This is a genomic window from Glutamicibacter sp., from assembly GCF_035257265.1.
GTDB lineage: Bacteria > Actinomycetota > Actinomycetes > Actinomycetales > Micrococcaceae > Glutamicibacter.
In genome coordinates this window covers 1-19,324 of sequence record NZ_DATEXC010000042.1, presented here as the reverse complement: position 1 = coordinate 19,324, position 19,324 = coordinate 1, and the positions used below count along the sequence as shown (strand labels likewise).

General features: G+C 56.7%; 17 protein-coding genes and 1 riboswitch. Of the genes, 7 read left to right on the top strand and 10 right to left on the bottom strand.

What is annotated here, in order from left to right; translation table 11 throughout:
• Window positions 1-86: 86 nt before the first annotated feature.
• The 4 genes from VJ369_RS12140 to dnaK form a co-directional block, all read right to left on the bottom strand.
• A complete protein-coding gene (locus VJ369_RS12140) occupies window positions 87-515 on the bottom strand; it encodes a heat shock protein transcriptional repressor HspR (protein ID WP_324092334.1) in 429 nt (142 codons plus the stop codon).
• A 102-nt stretch (window positions 516-617) separates the two neighbouring features.
• Entirely contained in the window at window positions 618-1,583 is a 966-nt protein-coding gene (locus tag VJ369_RS12135; protein WP_105675807.1) for a DnaJ C-terminal domain-containing protein, read from the bottom strand.
• 87 nt (window positions 1,584-1,670) lie between these two features.
• On the bottom strand, window positions 1,671-2,243 hold the full coding sequence (locus VJ369_RS12130; RefSeq protein WP_324092333.1) for a nucleotide exchange factor GrpE: 573 nt from the start codon (window positions 2,241-2,243) through the stop codon (window positions 1,671-1,673).
• Between the two features lie 12 nt (window positions 2,244-2,255).
• Window positions 2,256-4,109: a molecular chaperone DnaK gene (gene dnaK / locus VJ369_RS12125; RefSeq protein ID WP_324092332.1), complete on the bottom strand. Its 1,854-nt coding sequence runs from the start codon at window positions 4,107-4,109 to the stop codon at window positions 2,256-2,258.
• A 245-nt stretch (window positions 4,110-4,354) separates the two neighbouring features.
• Between dnaK and VJ369_RS12120 the strand changes: the two genes are divergently transcribed.
• Complete coding sequence (locus tag VJ369_RS12120) at window positions 4,355-4,585, top strand: PLD nuclease N-terminal domain-containing protein (protein WP_324092331.1); 231 nt, start codon at window positions 4,355-4,357, stop codon at window positions 4,583-4,585.
• Window positions 4,586-4,651: 66 nt separating this feature from the next.
• Here the strand turns inward: VJ369_RS12120 and VJ369_RS12115 are convergent, their stop codons facing one another.
• The 3 genes from VJ369_RS12115 to VJ369_RS12105 form a co-directional block, all read right to left on the bottom strand.
• Window positions 4,652-5,128: a small multi-drug export protein gene (locus VJ369_RS12115; RefSeq protein ID WP_324092397.1), complete on the bottom strand. Its 477-nt coding sequence runs from the start codon at window positions 5,126-5,128 to the stop codon at window positions 4,652-4,654.
• A 196-nt stretch (window positions 5,129-5,324) separates the two neighbouring features.
• Window positions 5,325-6,890 carry a DEAD/DEAH box helicase gene (locus VJ369_RS12110; protein ID WP_324092330.1) on the bottom strand — a complete coding sequence of 522 codons (1,566 nt, stop codon included), beginning with the start codon at window positions 6,888-6,890 and terminating at the stop codon, window positions 5,325-5,327.
• 251 nt (window positions 6,891-7,141) lie between these two features.
• Window positions 7,142-9,295 carry an MMPL family transporter gene (locus tag VJ369_RS12105; protein ID WP_324092329.1) on the bottom strand — a complete coding sequence of 718 codons (2,154 nt, stop codon included), beginning with the start codon at window positions 9,293-9,295 and terminating at the stop codon, window positions 7,142-7,144.
• Window positions 9,296-9,412: 117 nt separating this feature from the next.
• On the opposite strand from VJ369_RS12105, the gene VJ369_RS12100 reads away from it, so the two are divergent.
• The 4 genes from VJ369_RS12100 to VJ369_RS12085 all read left to right on the top strand — a co-directional run bounded on the left by VJ369_RS12100 (window position 9,413) and on the right by VJ369_RS12085 (window position 13,273).
• The gene (locus tag VJ369_RS12100) at window positions 9,413-9,913 is read left to right on the top strand and encodes a MarR family winged helix-turn-helix transcriptional regulator (protein ID WP_324092328.1); all 501 of its coding nucleotides are present in this window, start codon (window positions 9,413-9,415) and stop codon (window positions 9,911-9,913) included.
• A 9-nt stretch (window positions 9,914-9,922) separates the two neighbouring features.
• Complete coding sequence (locus VJ369_RS12095; RefSeq protein WP_324092327.1) at window positions 9,923-10,546, top strand: LysE family transporter; 624 nt, start codon at window positions 9,923-9,925, stop codon at window positions 10,544-10,546.
• A 218-nt stretch (window positions 10,547-10,764) separates the two neighbouring features.
• The gene (locus VJ369_RS12090; protein ID WP_324092326.1) at window positions 10,765-11,274 is read left to right on the top strand and encodes a low molecular weight protein-tyrosine-phosphatase; all 510 of its coding nucleotides are present in this window, start codon (window positions 10,765-10,767) and stop codon (window positions 11,272-11,274) included.
• Window positions 11,261-13,273: a chorismate-binding protein gene (locus VJ369_RS12085; protein ID WP_324092325.1), complete on the top strand. Its 2,013-nt coding sequence runs from the start codon at window positions 11,261-11,263 to the stop codon at window positions 13,271-13,273. The genes VJ369_RS12090 and VJ369_RS12085 overlap by 14 nt, the downstream gene beginning before the upstream one ends.
• 8 nt (window positions 13,274-13,281) lie before the next feature.
• Here VJ369_RS12085 and cls read toward each other — a convergent pair whose 3' ends face one another.
• Entirely contained in the window at window positions 13,282-14,757 is a 1,476-nt protein-coding gene (gene cls / locus VJ369_RS12080; protein ID WP_324092324.1) for a cardiolipin synthase, read from the bottom strand.
• A 179-nt stretch (window positions 14,758-14,936) separates the two neighbouring features.
• Here cls and VJ369_RS12075 point away from each other — a divergent pair, with 179 nt between their 5' ends.
• A complete protein-coding gene (locus VJ369_RS12075; protein ID WP_324092323.1) occupies window positions 14,937-15,812 on the top strand; it encodes an aminodeoxychorismate lyase in 876 nt (291 codons plus the stop codon).
• On the opposite strand, the gene VJ369_RS12070 is transcribed toward VJ369_RS12075, so the two are convergent.
• Window positions 15,809-18,154: an ATP-binding cassette domain-containing protein gene (locus VJ369_RS12070; protein WP_414652656.1), complete on the bottom strand. Its 2,346-nt coding sequence runs from the start codon at window positions 18,152-18,154 to the stop codon at window positions 15,809-15,811. The genes VJ369_RS12075 and VJ369_RS12070 overlap by 4 nt on opposite strands.
• Window positions 18,147-18,764 carry an ECF transporter S component gene (locus VJ369_RS12065; protein WP_324092321.1) on the bottom strand — a complete coding sequence of 206 codons (618 nt, stop codon included), beginning with the start codon at window positions 18,762-18,764 and terminating at the stop codon, window positions 18,147-18,149. Before VJ369_RS12065 ends, VJ369_RS12070 begins: the two co-directional genes overlap by 8 nt.
• Window positions 18,765-18,834: 70 nt before the next feature.
• A riboswitch (TPP riboswitch) is annotated at window positions 18,835-18,953 on the bottom strand.
• Between the two features lie 74 nt (window positions 18,954-19,027).
• Here VJ369_RS12065 and VJ369_RS12060 point away from each other — a divergent pair.
• Window positions 19,028-19,279: a DUF4235 domain-containing protein gene (locus tag VJ369_RS12060; protein ID WP_324092320.1), complete on the top strand. Its 252-nt coding sequence runs from the start codon at window positions 19,028-19,030 to the stop codon at window positions 19,277-19,279.
• The last annotated feature ends 45 nt before the right edge of the window (window positions 19,280-19,324 follow it).

Below are 19,324 nucleotides of genomic sequence, written 5' to 3'. Positions count from 1 at the left end.
CCACAATAGGTGAGGTGGATCACGTAGTTTTGAGACTAATGATTTTGTCGACGGATTACTAGCCGAACACGACCAGCGGAGGAAAACTATCTGCCAATGGCGCGGCGAGTAGTAAAGAGTGTTACCGCTGGTTCGCGGCGGGCCGGACGCATTCCGCGGGCCATGGAGACCACGTCTCCGGCGGCGGTTCCGGCAGCGAACACCCGAGTTTGGCCTTGCTGGACGGCGCGCAATTCATCGCGTAATTCGCCGACCTGGTTTTGCAGATACGACACCTGGTTTTGCAGCTCGATAATGCGTTTAATGCCTTCGAGGGAGACCCCCTCTTTGCTCAGCTGCTGCACCTGGCGCAACAGTGAAACGTCGCGTTGGGAATAACGTCGCTGCTTACCCGATTGGCGGCTAGGTGAGACCAGCCCGATGCGGTCATACTGGCGCAGGGTTTGCGGGTGCATATCTGCTAATTGCGCGGCGACTGAAATGACGAACACAGGTCTTAGGAACTCGTGGGCCATAAATCTCAGTCTCCGTTTCTCCCTTGGTAAAGGGGATAAATCTATTGTCTACGTGAGTGTGCTTCTTGCGAAGCACACTCATGTATCGCGCTAATCTCTAGCCTAGAGCTTGGCCTTAGCTGCCAGCGCCTGTCGAGGATCTTCACCCTCAGTAGCCGCCGCGAACTCTTCGATGGCGGCTTTCGCCTTATCGTTCAGGTTCTGCGGGATGACCACATCTAACACGATCAGCATGTCGCCGGTCGCCTTGGAGGTCTTCACCCCACGTCCTTTCAGGCGTAAGGTCCGCCCCGAATTTGAACCGGCTGGTACCTTCATGGCAACTTCTTCGCCGTCCAAGGTTGGCACATGAATTTTCGCGCCCAGCGCAGCCTCGTCAAAGGTGATCGGCACATGCACGCGAATATTATTCTCTTCGCGTTTGAAGTATGGGTGTTCGGTAACCTTCACCTTCACCAGCAGGTCGCCGTTTCCGGCCGGGCCTGACTGACCGCGGCCGCGCACACGAACCGATTGGCCGTCCTTGATTCCGGCAGGAACGCGCACGTCAATGACTTCACCGCTTTGCTCACGCAAACCGATAGTGGTGCCCTTGATTGATCCGGCGAAGGAAATCGTGGTGCTTGCAGTACGGTCCGCACCCTTGCGAGGCGGCGCACTTTGCCCAAAGCCACCACCGAAACCGCCGCCGCCGAACAGGTCCGAGAAATCTGGTTGTCCGCCGCGGCCGCGTGGTGCGCCTCCCCCACCAAATAGGTTGGAGAACATGTCATCAAAGCCTGCTTGGCCGCCCGGTGCGCCGCCGGGGCCACCGGCGCTGAAACGCGCTCCGCCGCCCATGGCGCGAATCGCATCATACTGTTCACGCTCTTCTTTGTCAGAGAGCACCGAGTTAGCCTCGGAGATGTCTTTGAACTTCCGTTCGGCTTCCGCGTCACCCTGATTAGTATCTGGGTGGTATTTACGCGCTAGCTTACGGTACGCCTTCTTGATGTCCGCCTCGCTGGCGTCCTTGGAGACGCCCAGAATGGCGTAGAAGTCTTTGTCGATCCAGTCCTGACTTGCCATCAGGGCCCCCTTTCTTTTGACTACCGATTTGAAACTGCCCACTGTCGAGGTTTCGGCAGTGGGCAGTTTCGTTATCTAGATGTGTGGCTACTCGCCGGTGGCTACTAGTACCTGCGCGGCACGCATGGTGTAGTTTCCCTTACGGTAACCGGCTCGCAGCACCTGTCCCACATGATCCGCTGGGATCTCTGGGACCGGCTGGCGGAGCAACGCCTCGTGAACGTTGGGATCAAATTCGACCCCAGCTTCATCGATTCGTTCCAGGCCGTGCGTTGCCAAGACCGTGTCCAGCTTCTTAGCGATAGCCGCGAACGGGCCATCTGCTAAGTCGCCATGAGCACGGGCCGCATCGATATCATCAAGCACCGGCAGCAACGTGGTGAGTACCGATTGAACGGCACTTTCACGTACCGCTACCCGGTCACGCTCTACACGCTTGCGGTAGTTGACGTACTCGGCCTGCAAACGAAGCAGGTCGTTGCGAAGCTCGGATTCCTTTTCGGTGACTTCAGCCTGTGCCTCTTCGACACCAGCAGCAGCCTCGTTCAGGATCGCCTCGGCCTGACCCAGGGCGTCAGCGTTTGGCTGCGCATCGGCTGCCTCTGGCTGGTTCTCCGGCTCCTGGCCGGAGTTTTCGTTCTGGTCCTGTGCCTCGGACATATTCCTTACTCCCTACTTCTTGTCGGCTTCGTCTTCGTCGATTACCTCGGCGTCGACGATGTCTTCATCAGCGTTTGGAGCCTGCTCGCCTGCAGATGCTTCGGCGCCTTCGGCGGCGGTGTTGGCGTAGATTGCCTCGCCCAGCTTGGTCTGTGAAGCCTGAAGCTTCTCAAACGCTGCCTTGACCTCGTCGTCGTTGTCCTGCTTCTCCAGCGCTTCCTTCAGTGCGTCAACGTCGGCCTGAACCTCGGTCTTGACCTCTTCTGGAAGCTTCTCGTCGTTGTCCTTGATCAGCTTGTCTACCGAGTAAGCTGCCTGCTCGGCGGCGTTGCGGGTCTCGGCTGCCTCGCGACGGGCCTTGTCCTCTTCGGCGTGAGCTTCGGCTTCCTGAACCATGCGCTCGATGTCTTCCTTCGACAGCGAGGAGCCGCCGGTGATGGTCATCGACTGTTCGGTACCGGTTCCCTTATCCTTAGCGGATACGTGCACGATGCCGTTGGCGTCGATGTCGAAGGTAACCTCAACCTGTGGGATGCCGCGCGGAGCCGGAGCGATACCGGTCAGCTCGAAGGTGCCCAGTGGCTTGTTGTCACGGGTGAACTCGCGCTCGCCCTGGAAGACCTGAATCGATACCGAAGGCTGGTTGTCCTCGGCGGTGGTGAAGGTCTCCGAACGCTTGGTTGGGATCGCGGTGTTGCGCTCGATCAGCTTGGTCATCACGCCGCCCTTGGTTTCAATACCTAGGGACAGTGGGGTGACGTCGATGAGCAATACGTCCTTGCGCTCACCCTTCAGCACGCCAGCCTGCAGGGCTGCGCCAACTGCAACAACCTCATCCGGGTTGACGCCCTTGTTGGCTTCCTTGCCGGCGAGGTCCTTGACCAGCTCTGCCACTGCTGGCATACGGGTCGAACCGCCAACGAGGATCACGTGGGCAATCTCCGAAACCTTAACGCCGGCTTCCTTGATGACATCGTTGAATGGCTTGCGGGTGCGCTCCAGCAGATCCTTGGTCAGTTCCTGGAACTTAGCACGCGAGAGGTGCTCGTCCAGATGAACCGGACCGTCTGCGGTGACCGAGAGGTACTGCAGGGAGATGTTGGTGCTGGTAGCCGAGGACAGTTCCTTCTTGGCCTGCTCAGCAGCTTCCTTCAGACGCTGCAGTGCAATCTTGTCCTTGGACAGGTCTGCACCCTTCTGCTTAGCCTGAGCCAGCAGCCAATCTACGATGCGCTGATCCCAGTCGTCGCCGCCCAGGCGGTTATCGCCCGAGGTGGAGCGAACCTGAATGGTGGAGAATCCGTCGTCATCCTTGCCAACTTCGAGCAGGGAAACGTCGAAGGTACCGCCACCGAGGTCGAAGACCAGGATGAGTTCGTCTTCTTTACCCTTTTCCAGACCGTAAGCCAGAGCGGCTGCGGTTGGCTCGTTGACAATGCGCAGTACGTTCAAGCCTGCGATTTCGCCGGCTTCCTTGGTGGACTGGCGCTCAGCATCGTTGAAGTATGCAGGAACGGTGATGACCGCGTCGGTGACCTTTTCACCTAAGTACGACTCGGCGTCGTTCTTCAGCTTCATCAGGGTGCGAGCTGAAATTTCCTGAGCGGTGTACTTCTTCTCGTCCACGTTGATGGACCAGTCGGTACCCATGTGACGCTTGACCGAAGCGATGGTGCGGTCAATGTTGTTCACAGCCTGGCGCTTGGCGATATCGCCAACCAGAACTTCGCCGCTCTTCGAGAAAGCAACGATGGACGGGGTGGTGCGGTTACCTTCCGCGTTTGCGATAACGGTTGGCTCGCCACCTTCGAGCACGGATACGACCGAGTTGGTGGTTCCTAGGTCAATGCCTACTGCACGCGACATATTGGCTCTCCTTTGCCTTGAGTTGTAAGTACTAACGCTTGGGGCGGATACCCCAGTTGAGCGTTCTGGACTCAACTTTACTCACTGTCTTTTTTGACTGTCAAATTAACTTGAGCGAACTTGACTCAACTTTGCGTTCTGTCATCTTCAACCGGGCAGGTGAGAGAATAATTCCCACAGGGCAAAAATATTTTAGAGCGCCTCAACAGCTTAGGAATTGAACTACTCTCCGCAAAGGACATCGCATGGCAGCCAAGCGAACATTCAAAGAACTTTCCACCGGCACTCAAATTGTCGTGGCCATCATCGCAATTACCGAGCTGACTTTGATGATTGCAACTTTGCTAGATCTTCGAAAACGTCCAGCAGAACAGGTCAAGGGCCCGAAAATACTCTGGACCTTGGCTAGCGCCATCAATATTTTTGGCCCGATTGCCTACTTCCTTGTTGGTCGCCGCAAACAGCCAAATACTTAAACGCGGGCACCAGAAAAGGAGCCGCCGGCGCAGAATGCGCCGGTGGCTCGTTCGCTCAGAGCGTGCTTATTTGTTCAGCAACGGCAACCCTAGAGTGGCAAGAATGCCAAAGAGCGTGCCCCACAGGACAATGGAAATGACCTGCCAAACGATGACCTTCTGCTTGTTTGCACCGAAAGATACCAGCGCAGCGGAAGTGATCTGCGACGGAAGCATAGTCTGACCCAAGAGGCTGACCCCAGCAATCCCATACTTATCAAAAGCGTTGTGCAGCTTCTCGTACTTACGCTTTTTGTTTTCATCGGGCCTGTTTTGGCGGACCTGGGTTCGCACCGCATGCGCGCCGTTAACGAACAGCAGCATTGAAATCACATTGCCAGTTACGGCAGCAAGGATAGCAACGAATAGTGGCAGCCCCAGCAGGACTCCAATTGCCGCACCGAAGTATGACTCGACAACGGGAATCGCAGAGACTGCTGCTACAGCTAACCATTGCCACGGTTCAGGAAAATTCCCGGCAAATTCTTGTAAGTTTTCAATCATGTTCAATAGGCTCCAAGAGGTCGTTCAGTGCTCATCATCCTCTGAACTACTCTACGTTTGGCCTAGTCATTGAAGGGTCAGCCGAAAGATCTAAACTTTCGGACCGTACCGGGGCTTCGCGCAGCAAAAAAGCTCCCCTTTCACCTGCAGAAGAACAGACGAAAAGGGGAGCTTCCTAAAAAAAATTAACTACGGTTTAGCGACTGCGAGTTGCTGGGCTCGACGCGCGACGTGGACCGCGCGAGCGACCGCCGCCTGCTGGTGCGCCCGCTGAGTCGCCGCGTCCGCCTTGACGTGGAGCACGGTTGCCACCGCTTGGACGTTCGGCGTTAGCGTTGTGTCCGCCGCGCGATGGGCGCTCGGCGTTAGCCGAATGTCCGCCACGTGCTGGACGTTCCGCGTTGGCCGAGCCACCGCGCGCTGGACGACGGTTCGAGCTCTGCTGACCTTCGTCTTCGGAACGAGCGCCGCGGCCTGGACGGCCACCGCGAGCACCGTTACCGCCGTTGCCACCACGCGAGGAACCGTTACCGGCGCCAGTGCTGGTGCGTTTGCGCGGCGAAGCCTTCGGCTGTGCCGGAGCAACATAAGCAACCGGTGCGGCGACTTCGCCGACAACGTTGGCCACGACGGCAGAGTTCAGGTTGACCTTCTCAAAAGGAACCTTCAAGCCAGCCTGGCGGAGCAAGGTGGATACGTCGCCCTGCTGGTCAGGGGTGCAAATGGTAACTACGGTGCCACTGGAACCTGCACGAGCGGTACGGCCCGAGCGGTGAGTGTACGCCTTGTGTTCTGCCGGTGGATCAACGTGAACAACAAGCTCCACGCCGTCCACGTGAACACCGCGGGCAGCAACGTCGGTGGCGACGAGAACCTTAGCTTCACCCGATGAGAAGGCCGCTAGGTTTCGGTCACGAGCGTTCTGCGACAGGTTGCCGTGCAGGTCTACCGAGGGGACGCCAGCCTTAGACAGCGCAATTGCCATCTTCTTTGCGTGGTGCTTGGTGCGCATGAACATGATGCGACGACCGGTGCCCTGAGCCAAAATACGGATCAGTTCCTTCTTGTCATCGGATGGAATCACGAAGACGTGGTGTTCCATGGTGTTCACTGCGGCTTCTGGAGCATCAACCGAATGAATAGTTGGGTTGCTCAGGTAACGCTTAACAACCTTGTCCACACCGTTGTCCAAGGTGGCCGAGAAGAGCATGTGCTGGATGCCGGTTGGCATGCGGTCCATGATGCGGCGAACTACAGGCAAGAAGCCCATATCTGCCATGTGGTCGGCCTCGTCCAAAATCGAGATTTCGAGTTGGGACAGGTCAACGACCTTCTGCTTGATCAAATCATCGAGGCGGCCCGGGCAAGCGATGACAATGTCAACGCCCTCATTCATGGCCTTTTCCTGGCGGCTCTGAGCGACGCCACCGTAGATCACGGTGGTGCGCAATCCCGAGGCTGCGGCTAACGGATCCACTGCCTTGGCGATCTGAGTCGCCAATTCGCGGGTCGGAGCCATGATCAGTGCGCGGGGGAAACGAGCCTTGCGGCGCTGTGGACGCTGAGCCAGTCGGGCCACCATTGGGATGGAGAAGGCAAGGGTTTTACCCGAGCCGGTCTGTCCACGGCCCAAGACGTCGCCGCCTGCAAGAGTGGAGGGAAGGGTGGCTTCCTGAATTGGGAAAGCCGATTCAATGCCGAGGTCGGCTAGGACGTTGACAATGTTTTCGGGCACGCCAAGGGCGCTAAAAGTTGCAGTCATGCTCAAACTTTCTCTCTGATTCGCACGCCGGTTTTGGCGTTTGGTTTCGCCGAGCCAGGAGGAAGTCCGCAACTTTGCGAAGAAAAGACACCAGCTGGTGAAGTTCTTCGGAAGGGGGAAATCTAAACTGTCGACGAATGCGCACCGAGCTTTTCGGGAGAATCACCGAATCACTAAGAAGTGCGCACCTTTTTATTCTACAGGCCGACGACGGACTCCGGCAGTACCGGAGTCCGTCAGATCCACCAAAATCAGGAGATCTCAGACACTAATTTAGATTCCTCGGTACCTTCGGGTTTTTTGGACAGCTTTGAAGGCCACCAGACCTTGGGCCCAATTTCCTCCACCAGAGCAGGAACCAGAAGGCTTCTGACGATGAACGTATCGAGCAGGACGCCAAAGGCCACGATGAAACCAAGCTGCGCCAAGAACATAATTGGAACGACGCCCAAAGCTGCGAAGGTTGCTGCCAGCACCACACCTGCCGAGGTAATAACCCCGCCGGTCACCTTCAAACCACGCCGCATACCTTCACGGGTTCCATGCTTCAACGATTCTTCGCGCACCCGAGTCATCAAGAAGATGTTGTAGTCCACACCCAGTGCTACCAGGAAGACGAAACCAAACAGCGGAACGGCCGGGTCAGCCCCCGAGAACTTGAATACGTTGTTGAATACCAGCGCGCTGACACCCATTGCGGTCCCGTAGGAAAGCACGGTGCTCAGGATCAGCAGCACCGGAGCCAGTACCGAACGCAGCAACAGCATCAGAATGATCAGAATTGCACCCAGCGTCAACGGGATAATCTTGGCCAAGTCGGCGAGCGCCGTATCGGCGGTATCCAACTGCGTGGCCGTAGTTCCACCGATTAATGCTTCGGCATCGGTTGCGTGTACCGCATCGCGCAGCGCGACGATCGTGTCTTTGGCAGCGTCCGAGTCGGCAGCGTCAGTCAAGGTAATGGAGATCAGGCTACGGCCTTCAACCACCTGTGGGGCTGCGCCGCGTTGGGCCATGGCTGGTCCACCATCTTCGGCTTGCAGATAAGCAGAGTCGACCCCGGTGACATCCAGGACATCTTCCAGCACGGTGGCCGCCTCAGCTTCGTTGACTACCGCGATGGCTGGCGAGCCGGATCCTCCAGGGAAGTGCTCACCCAAGGCGATCTGTCCGTCGCGAGATTCAGAACCACCGATAACTAGTTCACTTTGCGGCACTCCATGTGCTTTGAGCCCAGTCACTCCCAAGGCGCCTACCGCCAGCAGGATGATCGTGAAGATCCAGATGGGACGAGGATGCGCTGCGACGAAGTTCGCGATACGCCCCCAGAGGCCCTCTTTAACTGCCACATGCCCACCTTGGTCTGCGACCTTCGGCGGAAATGGCCAGTAGGCTGCACGTCCAAGTAAACCAAGTACCGCAGGAAGGAAAGTCAGGGCCGCAATAATGGAGAAGATGATGCCACTGGCACCAATCGGGCCCAATGCTTTATTGGAGTTCAGATCCGAGAAGAGCAGGCACAGCAGACCAACGGTCACTGTGCCACCCGAGGCGACGATGGGTTCAAAGGACCTTCGCCAGGCCTTGGACACTGCCTGGAACTTGTCCAGTCCTTCGGACAAGGCTTCCTTGTGGCGTGCAACGAAGAGCAAGGAATAATCTGTGGCGGCGCCGATGACGAGGATAGACAAGATGCCCTGGGATTGCCCATCGAGCCGGATCCAACCAGCATCAGCCATGTAGTAGACGGTTACGATAGCAGCACACAGGGCAACCACCGAGGTAAGCAGCACGGTAAACGGCAGCAGCAGTGAACGGTATACCAACAGCAAAATGACCAGTACGGCAACGAGTGCCACACCTAGCAGCACCCCGTCGATACCACCGAATGCCTCGGTCAGGTCAGCGGCGAATCCCGCCGGCCCGGTGACATAGGCGGTTACTCCCTCTGGTGCCAGCTGTGCGGTAAGAGTACGCAGTTCTTCGACGCCCACATTTGCTTTGACTTCACCGCTGACGGGAACCAGAAGTTCCAGCGCCCGCTTGTCCTCGGAAAGGAACGGTCCGGTGACTTTCCCATCGAGGTATTGAAAATCAGCAAACCCCTTAGCTAATTCTTCACCCTGGGCAGCGTCAAGCTGATTCTCGCTGGTAAATAGCACCACTGCCGGGACCGCGTCAGACGTACGGAACTTGCTCTGCCATTCCAGCGCCTTGGTCGCTTCGGCGGTCGCGGGAAGAAAAGCTGCCTGGTCATTGGTCTGCACTTCGGAAAGCTTGCCGAAGGTGGGACCGCCTACACCAGCAATCGCTATCCAGATCAACACCAATAGCGAGTACACGATTACTCGAATACCCGCACCCTTAAACTTCGAGGGCCGGTGCGGCTTTGTCACGTGAGACACGGGTCAATCCTTTTTCTCGGTGAGACTGTACGGGGCGTCGAAAGCTATCGACGTATTTAGCTTAGCAGGAAAGTATCTCTATGATCGAATGATTCTATTACATATACAATAAGTTATATGAGCAATAACCCCTCCCAGCAGCTCGTGGCACTTCTGCGCGAATTTGCACACGCCAGCGACAGGTACGTTGAGTCCACCGGGGCACTGCACGGAACTCACCGCACCGACATGAACGCACTGTCAATTATCATGAAGTACCAGCTACAAGGCACCCCTCCTTCACCTCGGGATCTAAGCCACGAGCTGCATTTGAGTTCTCCTGCGACCACCGCCATGCTTGACCGCCTGGAAAAGATCGGGTTCATTGAGCGCCAACGTACCGATAAGGACCGCCGCGTGGTGCGCATTGCGCTAACCGACAAGGCACGTGCTGGCGGACGGGAGATGTTCATGCCATTGGGCAAAAATATGCTTGATGCCATCGCTCATTACGATGCTGAACAGATTGCCCTGATTACAGATTTTATGAGCAGGATTATCGAAGGTGTCGACAGTGCTATCGTCGAAGCCGCGTCACAGCACGAGACTAAGTCTCAAAGCGGTCCAGCGAACCCCTAAACTATTCTGGTGACACTTGCACTTTGGATATCCTTGCTCGGCGCCTCCATCATCATCAGCTTCACCCCTGGTGCCGGGGCTATTAACACCATGACCAACGCCATGCGGCTTGGCTTCCGCGGAGCGATCTGGGGAATCATTGGCCAACAGATCGCATTGCTCATCCATGTGATCATCGTTGCCGCCGGAGTGGGATTACTGGTTGCCAGCTCCCCGGCAATCTTTGCAGCCGTACGCTACGCAGGCGCAGCCTATCTGGTGTACTTGGGCGTTCGGATGATTCTTTCCAAACCCGATGTCAGTTCAGAGTCGACGTCCCAAACCCGCGTCTCGGGACGCTGGGCGATGGTGCGCAGGGGAATTCTGGTAAACCTGCTCAACCCTAAGGCCATCGTATTTTTCTTGGCTTTTACCCCACAGTTCATCCAACCGGGCCAGCCACTGGCCCCGCAGTATGCCATCTATATCGGTACGATCATTGCGGTAGACATTCTTGTCATGTGGTTTTTCTTTGCCGCTACCGCACGCAGCTTCCAGCGTTTCACCACCACGGTGCGTGGCGCCAAGATCTTGAATTTGGTCTTCGGCACACTCTTCATTTTTGTCGCCGCACTTTTGCTCCTCATTCACTAATTCGTCCATTGCGCCCGCTGCTTTCAACGTTGCACGCGCGAGCATCTTTTAGACGAATACGACACTTGCCGCAGGGCAGATTGAACGGTGCGCAAAGCTGCCGATATAGCGTTTTCTACACTCGTTCACAGAGCTAATCGAAATCGTTGCCTTTTTGTAGTCATAAATCGGGCGCGTAGCTCTCGAAGGATGGCCCGACTTGTGTCTAGACTGATGACATGTTCCGGATAATGATCGTGTGCACAGGGAATATCTGCCGCTCGCCGATGGCCGAGTACATGCTCAAAGGCGCCCTCGCTGAGGCAGCAGTCCTAGAGGTTGAACTTTTCTCCCGAGCAACTACCGACGGTGAGGTCGGCAACGGGATCGATCCACGTGCCGCAAACACGTTGCGCGCTCACGGAATAGACGCTTCGGAACACGTTGCCACACAAATTGCCCAAAATGAGCTTGGCCATGTTGATCTAGTCCTAGCTATGGATACCGACCACTTTGAATTTCTCGTTCCGCACTTAGCCGATATTGATCAGAGTAAACGTCCACAGCTACGCATGTTCCGTTCCTTTGACCCTGCCGTGGCTAACGAACCTCATGAAGCCCAAGGAGTCTATGACCCTTGGTATGGAGATGCCGGAGATTTTAGAGAAACCTGGAAGATGGTTTCTGCCAGCCTGCCCGCCCTCGTTGATTATGTGCGGAGTAACATCGCCTCTCGTGGAAACCGATAGACCATATATTATTGCCCTCGACGGCCGTTCCGGCGCGGGCAAAACACGATTTGCTGCGGCTTTGGCGACCCTGCTGGGCGCCGAAGAAACCGTTAGCGTGCTGCACTTAGAAGATCTTTACCCCGGATGGGACGGATTGAGTCAGGCCCGAGATCTCTACGCTGAGCTGTTGCCAGACTTGGCAGCCGGCCGCGAAGTTTCCTGGCGTAGCTGGGACTGGGAGACCAACAACTTCGGCGCCCCCACCTCTTTTACCCCTGGCCAAGTGGTCATTATCGAGGGAGTCGGCGCCGCCGGAACCACCGCACGTGAACATCTCGACGTGAGTATCTGGCTTGAAGCCCCCGCGGTGCTGCGCCGTGAACGCGCGCTGGCCCGTGACGGCGAAACTTATCGTCCTTACTGGGCCCGATGGGCTGACCAAGAAACGGCATATCTGCAGGCAGAAGCCCCGCAGACCTACGCCACTGTCATCTTGGATGGTGCCGCCGAACAAACTCCGGCGCAGCAGCTACGCACTGTGCACCACTTTCTTCCCGAAAAATTACAACGATTACTGCCGCGTGAAGAAGCGGTGCAGGCACCCGAGCTGCAGCAAACTTTCATGGCCCCACATGATGTGGCTGCCTTATTTGAGACGCTGGCCCAGGGACTGCCAAAAGCCGCATTGTTAGAGTCGACGAGCCATGAACTCACTGATCCTTTGGATCGTAATAGATACTCTGTGCTCGCCTTGGCATTGGATCCAGCAGCGGCCATCCTCACCAATGAAGCCTCCGGAACCACAGTGTCCGTCGGCGGCAGTACCGTACGACTTGATGGGGAGTTCTTTTCTTCCCTGCATCGGCTCTGGCCTCAGCACTCGGACGTCGGCGGAGACTATCCGATGCCGCAATGGGTGGGCTATTTGGGCTATGAACTCAACCGCGAGGTGGGAGCGAAAGATCGAAGCGTCCAGCTTAGGGACGCCACCATCCGCCCCGATGCTCAGTTCTTTTGTCCGGACACCGTACTGGTGGTGGACCACCGATTGAACCGCCTCATGCTGCATTGCGCACCCCTTCGGGTGCCGCAGCTACGAGAACTTATCAATGCCCAAGGCACCACTGGACCGCGGCGCCCTGCGCCTTTGCCCCCGTTGAGCTTCGAATGCGCCGATTCGGCCAGCGGATACCAGCGAAAAGTCCGCGCGGTGCAACAACAAATTTTTGAGGGCAACACCTACGAAGCCTGCCTCACTACGGTTTTGACGGCACAGACTCCAGAATTTTCACCCTTTGAGGCTTACTGTGCGATGCGCGAGTCAAGCCCAGCGCCCTTCGCCCACTACTTGCGCATGGATGCCTTGGAAGTTGCAAGTATCTCTCCGGAAAGATTCTTAAGTTTAGATTCCTCCGGCCACCTGCGCGCAGAACCAATCAAGGGGACCCGTCCACGCGGCCGGGACGAAGACGAAGATTTCGCTTTGGCTCATGACCTTGCCACGCATCCCAAGGACCGGGCCGAAAACATCATGATCGTTGACCTATTGCGCAACGACCTCTCGCATTATGCGATTCCCGGTTCGGTAGAGGTCAAACGACTCTGCGCGGTGGAAACCTATTCGACGGTATATCAAATGGTGTCCACCATTGATGCCACCCTGCGTGACCGGAACGATGCGGCCTTGGCTTTGCGTGAAGCATTTCCGCCAGGCTCTATGACCGGTGCACCCAAGCTTTCGAGCATGGAAATCTTAGATGACCTCGAAGAGCAACGCCCTCGCGGTCTCTACTCCGGCTGCGTGGGATACCTCGGTTACAACGGCTCGGCAGATTTTTCGGTAGTGATCCGCACCTTGGTCTGTGACCGAATTGCCGGTGGCGGTTGGGATTTAAGTCTTGGCTTGGGCGGTGCAATTACCGCGGATTCTCAACCTCACGAGGAATGGGAGGAAGTGATCACCAAGTCGGTGGGCGTGCTGCGCGCGTTAGGTGCAGACTTCCCGTTGCGTCCTTGACTCTTCCGCTATTGCAAGGTTGCGCTCAACCGGCAGACGTTATCGATCCAGCGCTGTAAGCGCGGACGGCGACGCCACTCACTCAAGGTCAGCTCCGAAGAGATCTCACGGTAATGATCTTGAACTGCATTGACCGCGTTCACCATTTCCGAGCCAAGCATCATCACTGAGATTTCCATGTTCAAACTAAACGAACGCATATCCATATTTGAAGAGCCAACTACCGCAACATCGTCGTCAGCGGTGAAGCACTTGGTATGCAGCACCATCGGCGCCGGGTAGCGATAGATCCGCACCCCAGCCTGCAATAGTTGCTGATAGTAGGATTGCTGCGCATGGTGGACCAGGAACTGGTCTCCCTTTTCACAGACATACAGGTTCACTTCCAACCCGCGTTGCGCCGCGGTGGTGATGGCATAAAGCAGCGAATCATCAGGCACAAAGTATGGGCTGGTGATGTTCAACCGCTCGGTGGCCGAGTACATCAACGTGTTAAACAGCCGGAGATTGTTCTCAGATTCGTAACCTGGACCGCTGGGCAAAACTTGTGCCAGCGTGGTTCCTGGCTGATCTGCCAGGGACAGTGGGTGTGAGGCTTCGGTCAAATCCGACAGGACGTCGGTGGTGTCATCTTCCTGCCACCAGTCGGTGGCAAAGGTGACGTCCAAGCTACGCACCAGCGGACCTTCAACCCGGATCATCATTTCGACCCATTCTCGGCCAATGTTGTGCGAGGACTCGCGCTTGTAACCCGGTTCAATGAGGTTCTGACTGCCGGTGAACGCCACGACGCCATCTACCACCAAGATCTTGCGGTGGTTACGTAGGTCCGGACGCCTCCAGCGTCTGCCGATAGGATCAATGGGCAGCATGGCACGCCACTCGATATCTGAGGCGCGCAAGCGTTTTTTCAGGTCACGGTAGCCCGAGACACGTAAGGTACCCAGGTGGTCAAAGAGCAGTCTGACATTGACCCCGCGCCGAGCTGCAGCTTCCAAGGCGTCAAGAACCGGGCCAACATATTCTTCATCATCACCCATGATGTAGAACTGGATGTGAACATAACGCTGGGCCTTTTCAATAGCCACGCGCATCGCTTCCAAAGATGCCTTGTAATTGGATAGCACCTCAATTTTATTTCCACCATCTAGCGGGAATGCTCCGAGCTGGCGGTTGAGCACCACCACCGATTCTACCCATTCCTCTGAGGAGTGAAACTCCTCAGGAAGCTTCATATGGGAGGTGGCGTTGGTAATGCTTTCGTTTGCGCGGGCCTGCTTTTCTAAACGCCGCCGGGATAGCCGTGGATTAGCGAATAGCAGGTACGCGACCAGTCCTGCCACGGGGATGAAATAAATTGCCAACAGCCACGCCATCGCCGTGGTAGGCCGGCGGTTTCCCGGGACGATGCCAATCATCACGAAGCGCAAGATAATGTCGATAGTGACGGCAACTGGCCAGAGCACTGCCCCCAGATGAAGCATAAATTCGCCACTAGGCAACATTCAGACACGTCCCGTTCTTTATTTCTTCATGGCTTTCCCGTGTTTTGCGCGGTCAAGTGCTCAAACACTCTGCTCAGACTATCGTCCTGTGAGCGACTTGTTCATCCTTGGAGCCTTTCATGGCGCGTAGAACAGCAAAGTTTCGATAATCTTTAACTATGAGCTCACTCGTATTCCTTGATCCGGCATATCCTGCCGGACGTCTAGCAGATATCACTTCACCCCAGCTTCCAGTAACCGCCCAGGGCGTGACACGCGGAGACGGTGTGTTTGAGTCGATGCTTTACACCAATCAGGCAGTGCGCAAAATGGAGGCGCATTTGGCCCGTTTGGCGATCTCCGCCGAAACTTGCGATCTAATTATCCCCGATGAACACCGCTGGCGTTCGGCCATTGATACGGCCGTCGCCGATTTTGATGCCGACGGCGGCGCCGAAGAAGCCGTAGTGAAACTCGTGGTTTCCCGAGGCGCCACGGATGCCGAACAGGCGCTGTGCTGGGTGACTGTTTCTCCAGCACCACAGCTTGGTAAAGACCAGCGCGAATCAGGAATCGACGTCCTGCTGTTGGACCGCGGATACGACTCAAAAATTGCTGAACGCGCACCATGGCTGTTGATGGGTGCCAAAACCCTGTCCTATGCAGTGAATATGGCGGCCTTGCGGTTCGCGCAGAAACACGGCGCTCAAGACGTAATTTTCACTTCTTCAGACGGTGTAGTTCTCGAAGGCCCCACGTCTACGGTATTGCTGGCACAACGCGACGGCGACACCAAACGATTGATCACCCCGATGCTTGAAACCGGGATTTTGCCGGGCACCACGCAGAGCGCAATCTTTGACGCAGCCGAACAATACGGCTGGGAACTGGGCTACGGTCCATTGCGTCCCGAGGACCTCTACAACGCTGACGGCGTCTGGTTGGTTTCCTCGGTACGCCTGCTCACTCCGGTACGCACCATCGATGCCAAACCTCTGCGCTTGGACGCTGAGCTCCATGCGGAACTCAGCGACCTGAGCGATTCAATTCGTTAGGTCCACACAAGGTTGAAGGTGCCCGCCCACAGGGCGGCACCGATGGCCCCTGTGCCAAGCAAAATACCCACGGCCAGCACCGCCGCATCACGCAAAGTGAAGGTAGCACTGCGTACCCAGGTACGAGTTCCGGTACCAAAACCTTTGGCCTCCATAGTCACCGCGAGCCTTCCTGCTCGGCGCAACGCTTGAACAAGCAATGCCAATACCTGACCGAATTTGGCTTTCACCCGTTGTACCGGTGAACGTAGGTCTCCCACTCCGCGCGCCCTACGCGCCAAGGTGAGGGTGGTAAATTCTTCCACGAGTAAACCTAGTAATCGCATGCCCGCAAGCGCCCCCAGAACGAAGCGGTGCGGCACCTTCAGCTGCTGAGCCAAAGCCCCGCCAAGATCACTGGGGTTAGTGGAACTAAGCAGCAGTACCGTGGGTACTGCCAAGGCCATGGCGCGTAACCCGGTGGCGATTCCGGCGTTCACGGACCCTTCGCTAATGCTGAGAATTCCGAGACTTAGCAGTGTGTCCCCGGAGTCCTCACCCACTAAGGCAATCCCCCACGCGGCCAAGGCCCCCGCGATAATCAGTGGCCAGCTTCGACGCAGGAAGCGTCCTACGCTCAAGCCCGCCAGCGGTAGCGCGAGCAGTGTCGCACCAATAATGACACAGGCCGAGACCCAGTCGATGGTGGAGATTAGTGGTAACGTCGCGGCTGCGACGGCTCCCAGCTTGGCCAGCGGGTTGATCTTTGCCAGCCAGCTGCGCCCCAAGGGGGCATCAAGCATTGGCCCCTGCGCCTCGATCCGACGCCCAGCGTTATCAGGCTCACGAGTCAGATGAAGTGTCGCTGCTTCTAAAGCACGGGCAAAATCAGCGTCGTGAGTCACTGCCACGACGCTGGTGCCCGTGCGTAATTCCTCGATGAGAATTGTTGCTAATTCCAGCCACGTATTGGCGTCCTGGCCAAAGGTGGGCTCGTCTAAGATGAGTACATCGGGCGAGGCTGCAAGCACCGTGGCAACAGATAATCTGCGCTTTTCACCTCCAGAGAGTGTGAACGGGTTAGCATCTGCCAGCGCCGAGAGCCCCAAACGTTCAAGTAACTCCGTAACGCGTTGTTCCACTGCCTTTGCAGCATACTGATCCTGTTGGCTGCCCGCCAGCCGTGCCCGAGTCGGTGCGAACGCTAATTCTTCCCGGACGCTTTGGGTGACAAATTGATGTTCTGGCTCTTGGAATACCTTCCCGATTCGGGCCACCAGTACACCAGCTCGCCAGCTAAACGGTTCATTTCCTTGTCCTTGGGACAGCAGTGGGCTTGCTTCAAGTGTTCCGGAAGCAGGTTCAAGCAATCCGCCCAAGGTCAACGCCAAGGTAGATTTACCTGCACCATTTTCGCCGAGCACCACTAGCGCCCGGGAGGCGCGCAGTTCCAGGTTTATTGGTTGGGTCCGTACCGCATGGAGGCCGCGTGATACTTGGATTTCAGCCGCGGTCAGCAACTGTGCGCCAGCGCTGGTTCCCACCGGTTCGGTCACTGGGACATAGCCCGGAACCCAGATCCCCGAGGCAGCTAATTCGCGACGGATTTTTTCATCGTCAAATAGTGCCTGCGGCTCTAGGTCATGAATAATTCCTCCACCCGGGGCAAGTACGAGGACTCGATCCACATGCTTAGCCCATGCCTGCAGACGGTGCTCCACCACAATCAGCGTTGCCCCGGTAGTATTCGCCGCGGCAAGTACTGCGTCTCGCAATGGTTCAATGCCTGCCGGATCAATATTTGCGGTGGGCTCATCGAGTAGCATCAGCCCTGGATTCATTGCCAGGATTCCAGCCAGGGCAAGGCGTTGCTTTTGACCTCCGGAGAGCTCCTGCGTGCGGTGCCCCAGATCAAGCTCGCCAAGGCCTACTTGTTTGAGTACCTGTGGGATTCTGGCGCGGATTATTTCTGGTGCAATGCCAAGGTTTTCGGCGCCAAAAGCGACGTCGTCACCGACTCGGCTCTGCACAATTTGAGTCTCGGGATCTTGCTGCATGAGACCCACTGGGAATTTCCGGGCAAAGGCATCTTGCTGGTGAATCTTGAGGACGCCGGTAGCGATTTGGCGTTCATCTGCTTCCAGCACCCCTGCTAGGGCGTGTAACAACGTAGATTTTCCGGCGCCAGAGGCACCAAGAAGTAGCACTTTCTGACCGGCCGGAATCCGTAGGTTCAACCCGTGTAAGGCTGGAACTTCACGTTCTGCGTGATGCCAACCAAAATCGCTGGCAAGAATTTCAAGTCCCCGGCTGGAAGTACGTTCGGCGGTGTGTGCCGCACTAGTGGTACTCACTTCAGGCACGTCCCCACGGATTTTCCAGATGGGCCGAGCGGCTGCTCAAGGCGCCCAATGCACCGGTCTTTGCCAAGGCGCGAGTGGCCAGCCACGTCAACAGCCCGGCAATGACCAGACCTGAAATTCCGGTGGCAAATACGTGGAACAGTTTCATCGCTTCGGTGTATTCCGCGACATAGCCCATCAAGTAGGCTTCACCGATTCCACCGAAAATACCCGTCATGAGGCCGGCGAGCAAAGCTACGGGTAAATTCCAGCGACGGTACCTGAACGCGGCAAAAATAAGTTCAGCTCCCAGTCCCTGAATGACACCAGAGATGAGTACGCCCAATCCCCATTGGGATCCTAGCAATGCCGAAATGATGGCTGCGAGAAGTTCGCAGTACAGTGCGGCGCCGGGTTTACGGATGATCAGCGCACCGAGTACTGCTGGAAAAAGCCACAGGCCTGAAAGAAGCGCGCTACCTGGTGGGAAGGCGACAAATGCGAGACTGACAATTCCGTAGCCTGCGTTCCACGCCCAAAAGATGACGCCCGAGGCAACAGCGATGACTGAAGCGACGACAATGTCTACCACGCGCCATTGCGCGCGAGTTGTTGCTGGTGCAACGTTCATAAGGTTGGTCCTCCTGTGTCAGGAGGGGAGATGTACGGACTCGTTGGCGTTTGATGGCGCACACGATCCGCATCCGAGATGCTCGACTTCCTTCGCCGGTACTAGCCGGAGCAGGTTCGAGGGTCTGCGATCTATCGCACTCTCAGCGTCTGGCGCCGCGAACGGCATGACGCTCCCCTGTCGGAATGATTACTGCTCAACCACCATACCGCAGGTATGCTGGGTTACAGAACGAATCCCCAATAAACGAATGCGAGGACCACATGAATGCAGTTCAGAAGCTCATTACCCTTGGAATTTCTATGGGTGCAGGAATGCTCGGAAGTAAACTCATCGACAAGGTATGGCAGGGATTCACCGGAAATGCTGCACCTCGTAAAGGCAGTGAAGAAGCGGCCGAGGCCTCGATGCGTCAAGCACTAGCCTTCGCAGTCTTTTCCGCGGCAGTCGCGGCAATTCTTCAGGTGCTCGCCGAACGCGGAACCAACAAAGCGATCTCCAGATTTGGCAAGTAAAACCGTGGACTAATAGTTGCGGGGCGGGCTTTGCGGCCCGCCCCG

Coding starts and splice junctions, on each gene's coding strand:
- VJ369_RS12140 (WP_324092334.1), bottom strand. CDS start 515: ATGGCCCACGAGTTCCTAAGACCTGTGTTCGTCATTTCAGTCGCCGCG.
- VJ369_RS12135 (WP_105675807.1), bottom strand. CDS start 1,583: ATGGCAAGTCAGGACTGGATCGACAAAGACTTCTACGCCATTCTGGGC.
- VJ369_RS12130 (WP_324092333.1), bottom strand. CDS start 2,243: ATGTCCGAGGCACAGGACCAGAACGAAAACTCCGGCCAGGAGCCGGAG.
- dnaK (WP_324092332.1), bottom strand. CDS start 4,109: ATGTCGCGTGCAGTAGGCATTGACCTAGGAACCACCAACTCGGTCGTA.
- VJ369_RS12120 (WP_324092331.1), top strand. CDS start 4,355: ATGGCAGCCAAGCGAACATTCAAAGAACTTTCCACCGGCACTCAAATT.
- VJ369_RS12115 (WP_324092397.1), bottom strand. CDS start 5,128: ATGATTGAAAACTTACAAGAATTTGCCGGGAATTTTCCTGAACCGTGG.
- VJ369_RS12110 (WP_324092330.1), bottom strand. CDS start 6,890: ATGACTGCAACTTTTAGCGCCCTTGGCGTGCCCGAAAACATTGTCAAC.
- VJ369_RS12100 (WP_324092328.1), top strand. CDS start 9,413: ATGAGCAATAACCCCTCCCAGCAGCTCGTGGCACTTCTGCGCGAATTT.
- VJ369_RS12090 (WP_324092326.1), top strand. CDS start 10,765: ATGTTCCGGATAATGATCGTGTGCACAGGGAATATCTGCCGCTCGCCG.
- cls (WP_324092324.1), bottom strand. CDS start 14,757: ATGCTTCATCTGGGGGCAGTGCTCTGGCCAGTTGCCGTCACTATCGAC.
- VJ369_RS12075 (WP_324092323.1), top strand. CDS start 14,937: ATGAGCTCACTCGTATTCCTTGATCCGGCATATCCTGCCGGACGTCTA.
- VJ369_RS12065 (WP_324092321.1), bottom strand. CDS start 18,764: ATGAACGTTGCACCAGCAACAACTCGCGCGCAATGGCGCGTGGTAGAC.
- VJ369_RS12060 (WP_324092320.1), top strand. CDS start 19,028: ATGAATGCAGTTCAGAAGCTCATTACCCTTGGAATTTCTATGGGTGCA.